7 protein-coding genes are annotated in these 5,992 nt (G+C 73.4%); 2 read left to right on the forward strand and 5 right to left on the reverse strand.

Annotated elements, in window-relative coordinates; genetic code table 11:
• The first annotated feature begins 92 nt into the window (after positions 1-92).
• Together HTZ82_RS01080 and HTZ82_RS01085 are read left to right on the forward strand one after the other, a co-directional pair.
• Positions 93-425, forward strand: a complete 333-nt coding sequence (locus HTZ82_RS01080; protein WP_175407342.1) for a Rieske (2Fe-2S) protein — start codon at positions 93-95, stop codon at positions 423-425.
• 11 nt (positions 426-436) lie between these two features.
• Positions 437-1,237 (forward strand): DNA polymerase beta superfamily protein, encoded by an 801-nt coding sequence (locus tag HTZ82_RS01085; protein WP_175407337.1) that lies wholly within the window; start codon positions 437-439, stop codon positions 1,235-1,237.
• Positions 1,238-1,267: 30 nt separating this feature from the next.
• Here HTZ82_RS01085 and HTZ82_RS01090 read toward each other — a convergent pair whose 3' ends face one another.
• From HTZ82_RS01090 to HTZ82_RS01110, 5 genes are all read right to left on the reverse strand, one after another.
• Positions 1,268-2,290: an ADP-ribosylglycohydrolase family protein gene (locus tag HTZ82_RS01090; protein WP_175407338.1), complete on the reverse strand. Its 1,023-nt coding sequence runs from the start codon at positions 2,288-2,290 to the stop codon at positions 1,268-1,270.
• On the reverse strand, positions 2,287-3,027 hold the full coding sequence (locus tag HTZ82_RS01095; RefSeq protein ID WP_175407339.1) for an NUDIX domain-containing protein: 741 nt from the start codon (positions 3,025-3,027) through the stop codon (positions 2,287-2,289). The genes HTZ82_RS01090 and HTZ82_RS01095 overlap by 4 nt, the downstream gene beginning before the upstream one ends.
• A gap of 190 nt (positions 3,028-3,217) precedes the next feature.
• Positions 3,218-4,327: a pseudouridine synthase gene (locus HTZ82_RS01100; RefSeq protein WP_175407340.1), complete on the reverse strand. Its 1,110-nt coding sequence runs from the start codon at positions 4,325-4,327 to the stop codon at positions 3,218-3,220.
• Positions 4,327-4,935 carry an SMC-Scp complex subunit ScpB gene (gene scpB, locus HTZ82_RS01105; RefSeq protein ID WP_175407341.1) on the reverse strand — a complete coding sequence of 203 codons (609 nt, stop codon included), beginning with the start codon at positions 4,933-4,935 and terminating at the stop codon, positions 4,327-4,329. The genes HTZ82_RS01100 and scpB overlap by 1 nt, the downstream gene beginning before the upstream one ends.
• Positions 4,935-5,992: segregation/condensation protein A (locus tag HTZ82_RS01110; RefSeq protein ID WP_254711545.1), on the reverse strand; the 1,058-nt coding region annotated here is incomplete at its 5' end. The genes HTZ82_RS01110 and scpB, both read right to left, overlap by 1 nt.

Consider the following 5,992-nt stretch of genomic DNA (forward strand, 5'->3'; position numbering starts at 1 on the left):
GGCCGGGGCCCGCGCCCACGCCCGCGGCTGCGCCGGCGCCTCCGCCCCGGCGTCGTACCGTGCTCGCCTGCGCCCTGACCGCGACCGCGGCGATGGCGGCGGGGTGCGGGGACGGCGGCGACGGCGGCCCGTCCGGCGGCAAGGAGCTCGCGAAGACCGATGACATCCCGGTGGGCGGCGGCACGGTCTTCCCGGACGAGAAGGTCGTGGTGACGCAGCCGATGGCGGGCGACTTCAAGGCGTTCTCGGCGGTCTGCACCCACCAGGGCTGCACGGTCGGCTCGGTGGTGAACGGTCTGATCCGCTGCCCCTGCCACGGCAGCCGGTTCCGCATCGCGGACGCGTCGGTGGCGTCGGGGCCGGCCACGAGGCCGCTGCCCGAGCGTGAGATCACCGTCTCCGGGGGCAGCATCCGGCTGGCGTAGGGTCGGGGCCCATGCGCCGGAACGAGATCAAGGACAGCGACGTCGTCATCAGCGCCATCACACCGGAGGTGCTGGTGCGCGACCACACGGTCTACTCCTGTGTCATGGGGTCCCGCGCCTTCGGGCTGGCCACGGAGAGCAGCGACACCGACCGTCGCGGGGTCTTCCTGGCGCCGACGCCGCTGCAGTGGCGGTTCGACAAGCCGCCCACGCATGTGGAGGGGCCCGCCGAGGAGCAGTTCAGCTGGGAGCTGGAACGGTTCTGCGAGCTCGCCCTGCGGGCGAACCCGAACATCCTGGAGTGCCTGCACTCGCCGCTCGTCGAGTACGCCGACGACACCGGCCGCGAGTTGCTGGCGCTGCGCGGCGCGTTCCTGTCGCGGCGGGCCCACGGGACGTTCGCGCGGTACGCGTACGGCCAGCGCCGCAAGCTGGACGCGGACGTCCGGCAGTACGGCGAGCCGCGCTGGAAGCACGCCATGCACCTGCTGCGGCTCCTCACGAGCTGCCGCGACCTGCTGCGTACGGGCGAGCTGGTCGTGGACGTGGGCGAGGACCGGGAGCGGCTCCTGGAGGTGAAGCGCGGCGAGGTCCCGTGGGCCCGGGTGGAGGCCTGGATGGCCCGCCTGGTGGAGGAGGCCGAGGCGGCGCTGCCGGGCTCGCCCCTGCCGGAGGAGCCGGACCGGCCCCGGGTCGAGGACTTCCTCTACCGCACCCGCCTGCGCTCAGCGCTCGCCGCCGCGCAAGCGGACGACGAAGTCGTGCAGCACGTCGTACACCCCCGCGCCGGGAGCGCCGGGAGCGCCGGCTAGCGCCGAGGCGCGGGACGAAAACGTACGTGGTCAAGCGTCCCAGAGGGCGCCCAGGGTCAGGAGTTCGCTGCGGTACTCGATGCGTTCGGCCCACTCCTTGGGCCAGGCGTCCGCGCCCAGGTGGGCGCCCGCGAAGGCGCCCGCGAGGCAGGCGATCGAGTCGGAGTCGCCGCTGGTGCAGGCGGCCCGGCGCAGGGCGGTGACCGGCTCGTCGGGGAAGAGCAGGAAGCAGAGCAGGCCCGTCGCCAGGGCCTCCTCCGCGATCCAGCCCTCGCCGGTGAGCAGGCACGGGTCGGTCTCCGGGTCGGGGGTGCGCAGGGCCGCGTCGAGCCGGTCCAGGGCGGCCAGGCACTCGTCCCAGCCGCGCGTGATGAAGTGCCGCGCGCTCGGGTCCTGCGCGCGGGTCCACAGGTCGCCGAGCCACTTCTCGTGGTAGCGGGAGCGGTTGTCGTACGCGTACGAGCGGAGCAGCCCGACGAGGGCCTGCGGCTCGGTGCCCTGAGCGAGCAGGTACACGGCCCGGGCGGTCAGGTCGGACGCGGCGAGCGCGGTGGGGTGCCCGTGCGTCAGCGCGGACTGGAGCTGCGCGGCGCCGGCCCGCTGCTCCTCGCTCAGCCCGGGTACGAGGCCGACGGGTGCGACCCGCATGTTGGCGCCGCAGCCCTTGGAGCCGAGCTGGCTCGCGTCCTGCCAGGGGCGGTCGCTGTCCAGCCGGCGGCAGGCGACCAGGCAGGTGTTGCCGGGGGCGCGGTTGTTCTCGGGCGAGTGGTACCAGTCGACGAACTCGTCCCGTACCGGCCGGGTCAGCCGCAGCGGGGCGAGGACGCCGCGGTCCATGGCGGTCCGTATGCCCCGGGCCAGGGCGAGGGTCATCTGGGTGTCGTCCGTGACGATCGCCGGCCTGGGCAGGTCCATCCCGCGCCAGGGGCCGCATTTGGCGAGGATCGACGGGACGTCGTCGAACTCGGTGGGGAAGCCCAGGGCGTCGCCGAGCGCGAGCCCGGTCAGCGCCCCGGTGGCGGCCTGTTTGGTGGTGGTCCTGGCGGTGATCATGTGTCGTGTCCTTCCGGTCGCAGCAGGGGTGGGTGCAGGGCGGTCGCGTCGCCCGCGCGGTAGAGGGCGGCCGGTTTGCCCCGTCCGCCGGTGAGGCGCGGCGGGCCCTCGACAGGCCGGACGAAGCCGGGTGTGGCGAGGACCTTGCGCCGGAAGTTGGGGCGGTCCAGTGCGACGCCCCACACCGTCTCGTACACCTGGCGCAGCTCGCCGAGCGTGAACTCGGGCGGGCAGAAGGCGGTGGCGAGGCAGGTGTACTCGAGCTTGGCGCCGACGCGGTCGTGGGCGTCGGTGAGGATCGTGTCGTGGTCGAAGGCCAGCCGGCCCTGGGTGCCGTACGGGAGCCACTGGGCGTGCGCCGCGTCGCCGCCGCCGCGCGGCTCGGGGAGGCCGGGGCCCAGGGCGGTGTACGCGACGGAGACGACACGCATCCGGGGGTCGCGGTCTGGCTCGCTGTAGGTGCGCAGCTGCTCCAGGTGGAGGTGGGCGGCGGTGGCGTCGGACAGGCCGGTCTCCTCCGCGAGTTCGCGGCGCGCGGCCTGGTCGGCGGACTCGCGGGGCAGGACGAAGCCTCCGGGGAGGGCCCAGGCGCCCTTGTAGGGCTCCTCGCCGCGCCGTACGAGCAGGACGTGCAGCAGGTCGTCGCGGATCGTGAAGACGGCGAGGTCGACGGTGACGGCGAACGGTGCGAAGGCGTACGGGTCGTATCCGTCGGGGACCTGCGCGGCGGCGTTCATCGCTGCTCCGGGTGGTCGGGCGGGGCGGGTGCGGGCCCGGGACCTGGTCCACCCCCGTGGGCCCAGGTCCGGCGAGCGCCGCACCCCGCGACTCTTTAAGAGTCACCTTGACTATAAAGTCCGTCGGCGGGTGCGCACAAGCGAGAAAGCCCGCGTCCCAGGGGGACGCGGGCTTTCGGGGCGGGACGGCTCAGAGGCCGACCTCCTTCATCAGCATGCCGACCTCGGTGTTCGTCAGCCGGCGCAGCCAGCCCGACTTCTGGTCGCCCAGCGCGATCGGGCCGAAGGCCGTGCGGACCAGCTTCTCGACCGGGAAGCCGGCCTCGGCGAGCATCCGACGCACGATGTGCTTGCGCCCCTCGTGCAGCTGGACCTCGACCAGGTAGTTCTTGCCGGTCTGCTCGACGACCCGGAAGTGGTCGGCGCGGGCGTAGCCGTCCTCCAGCTGGATGCCGTCCTTGAGCCGCTTGCCCACCTCGCGCGGCAGCGGACCCGTGATGGCGGCCAGATACGTCTTCTTCACGCCGTACTTGGGGTGGGTCAGCCGGTGGGCCAGCTCACCGTGGTTGGTGAGCAGGATGATGCCCTCGGTCTCGGTGTCGAGCCGGCCGACGTGAAAGAGCCGCGTCTCACGGTTGGTGACGTAGTCACCGAGGCACTGACGGCCGTCCGGGTCCTCCATCGTCGACACGACGCCCGCGGGCTTGTTCAGCGCGAAGAACAGGTACGACTGGGTGGCGACGGTCAGCCCGTCGACCTTGATCTCGTCCTTGTCGGGGTCGACGCGGGTGCCCTGCTCGATGACGATCTCGCCGTTGACCTCGACCCTGCCCTGGTCGATGAGCTCCTCGCAGGCGCGCCGCGAGCCCATGCCGGCCCTGGCGAGGACCTTCTGCAGCCGCTCGCCCTCCTGCTCGGCGCCGGGGAAGGTCTTGGGCGTCTTGAGCTGCGGCTTGTTCGCGTACCGCTCGCGGTTGCGCTCCTCGATCCGGGCGTCCAGTTCACGCGGACGCGCCGGAGCCGTGCGGCCGCCGCCGCGCTGGGGCGACTGACGGGGCCCGCCCTTGGCGCCCCCGCGCGCGGCGGCGCCACGGCCCCGCTTCGGGCCGTCGGACGTGCCGCCGACGTCGTAGCTCCGCTCCTCGGGGCGGGGCTTGCGGGGCCTGCCCTGCTTGTCGTCGCGGCTGTTACCGGCACCCCGGTAATTGCCGCGGCCACCGCCACTGCCGCGGCCGCCGCTGTTGCCACCACGGCTCCCGCCGTTGTTTCCGCTGCTGTTCCTGCCGCTGCTGCTTCGCATCAAAGTTCCGTCTTGTCGTCTGCGTCCTCGGAATCCGGCATCGGTGCGTCCGGATCGAACGACGGCGACCCTTCCTGCGTCTCGGCCTCGATCGCGTCCGCCTCGGGGAGGAAGGGCGCGAGCTCGGGGAGCTCGTCCAGGCCGCGCAGGCCCATCCGCTCCAGGAAGTAGTGCGTCGTCCTGTACAGGATCGCACCTGTCTCGGGTTCCGTGCCCGCCTCCTCCACCAGTCCGCGCTGGAGGAGGGTGCGCATGACCCCGTCGCAGTTCACGCCGCGCACCGCGGAGACCCGGGAGCGGCTGACGGGCTGGCGGTACGCGACGACGGCGAGGGTCTCCAGGGCGGCCTGGGTGAGGCGGGCCTGCTGGCCGTCGAGGACGAAGCTCTCGACGGCGGGGGCGTAGGCGGGGCGGGTGTAGTAGCGCCAGCCGCCCGCGACGGCGCGCAGCTCGAAGCCGCGGCCCTCGCGGTCGTACGCGTCGGCGAGCTCCCGCAGGGCGTCGGCGACCTCACGGCGGGTGTGGCCGAGGACCTTGGCGAGGTGCTCCTCGGTGGCGGGCTCGTCGACGACCATCAGGACGGCCTCCAGGGCGGGCTTGAGCTCCATCACACGTCCTCCTGCTCCTGTGCTGCTCGCTGCGCTGTCTGCCGCGCCGCCCGGTCGAACTCGTCCGACACGGTCGCCTCGGCGTCGCCGCCGGTCCAGCGGACGGTGAGCTCGCCGAGGGGGTCCTCCTGGTCGAGGGCGACGGCCTTGTCGCGGTAGAGCTCCAGGAGGGCGAGGAAGCGGGCGACGACGGTGAGCGTGTCGGCCGCGTCCCCGGCGAGCTCGCGGAAGGTGGCCACGCCCCGTTCGCGGAGCAGGGCGACCACGATGCCGGCCTGCTCGCGGACGCTGACGAGCGGGGCGTGGATGTGATCCACGTACACCTGGGGCTTCGGCTTGGGCTGCATGGCCTTGACGGCCAGCTTGGCGAACCCCTCGGCGCCGATGCTGAGCACGACGTCGGGCAGCAGCTCGGCGTGGTGCGGTTCGAGACCGACGGTACGGGGGTAGCGGCGGCCCTCGTGGTCGAGGCGGCCGCTGAAGATCTCCGCGATCCGCTTGTACGCCCGGTACTGGAGCAGCCGCGCGAACAGCACGTCGCGGGCTTCGAGCAGCGCCAGGTCGGCCTCGTCCTCGACCTCGGCGGCGGGGAGGAGGCGGGCGGCCTTGAGGTCGAGCAGCGTGGCGGCGACGACGAGGAACTCGGTGGTCTGGTCGAGGTCCCCGTCGGGCCCCATCGACCGGATGTACGCCATGAACTCGTCGGTGACGTGGGAGAGGGCGACCTCGGTGACGTCCAGCTTGTGCTTGGAGATGAGCTGGAGCAGCAGGTCGAACGGCCCTTCGAAGTTGGCCAGCCGCACGGTGAACCGCGCGTCACCCTTCCCCGTGGCCTCGGTCGACGGCACGGGCACGGACGCGGCTTCCACCGAGCCTCCCACCCGAGGCGCCCCCACCGACTCGGGCCCGGCCTCGGCCGGGGGCTCGGGCGTCCGCTCGGGCGCGGCCTCGGCCGTCGGCTGGGGCGTGCGCTCAGGCGCGGGCTCGGGCACGGGCTTGGCCGGGGGCCGGGGCGCCTGCTCGGGCGCGGTGTCGACCGTCGGTTCGGGCCTCGGCT

Origin of the sequence: Streptomyces sp. TRM64462 (assembly GCF_013362995.1) — a bacterium.
Taxonomy (GTDB): Bacteria; Actinomycetota; Actinomycetes; order Streptomycetales; family Streptomycetaceae; genus Streptomyces.

Excerpts from the sequence above, each read along its gene's own strand:
- HTZ82_RS01080 (WP_175407342.1), top strand. The coding sequence starts at position 93 with ATGGCGGCGGGGTGCGGGGACGGCGGCGACGGCGGCCCGTCCGGCGGC.
- HTZ82_RS01085 (WP_175407337.1), top strand. The coding sequence starts at position 437 with ATGCGCCGGAACGAGATCAAGGACAGCGACGTCGTCATCAGCGCCATC.
- HTZ82_RS01090 (WP_175407338.1), bottom strand. The coding sequence starts at position 2,290 with ATGATCACCGCCAGGACCACCACCAAACAGGCCGCCACCGGGGCGCTG.
- HTZ82_RS01095 (WP_175407339.1), bottom strand. The coding sequence starts at position 3,027 with ATGAACGCCGCCGCGCAGGTCCCCGACGGATACGACCCGTACGCCTTC.
- HTZ82_RS01100 (WP_175407340.1), bottom strand. The coding sequence starts at position 4,327 with ATGCGAAGCAGCAGCGGCAGGAACAGCAGCGGAAACAACGGCGGGAGC.
- scpB (WP_175407341.1), bottom strand. The coding sequence starts at position 4,935 with ATGGAGCTCAAGCCCGCCCTGGAGGCCGTCCTGATGGTCGTCGACGAG.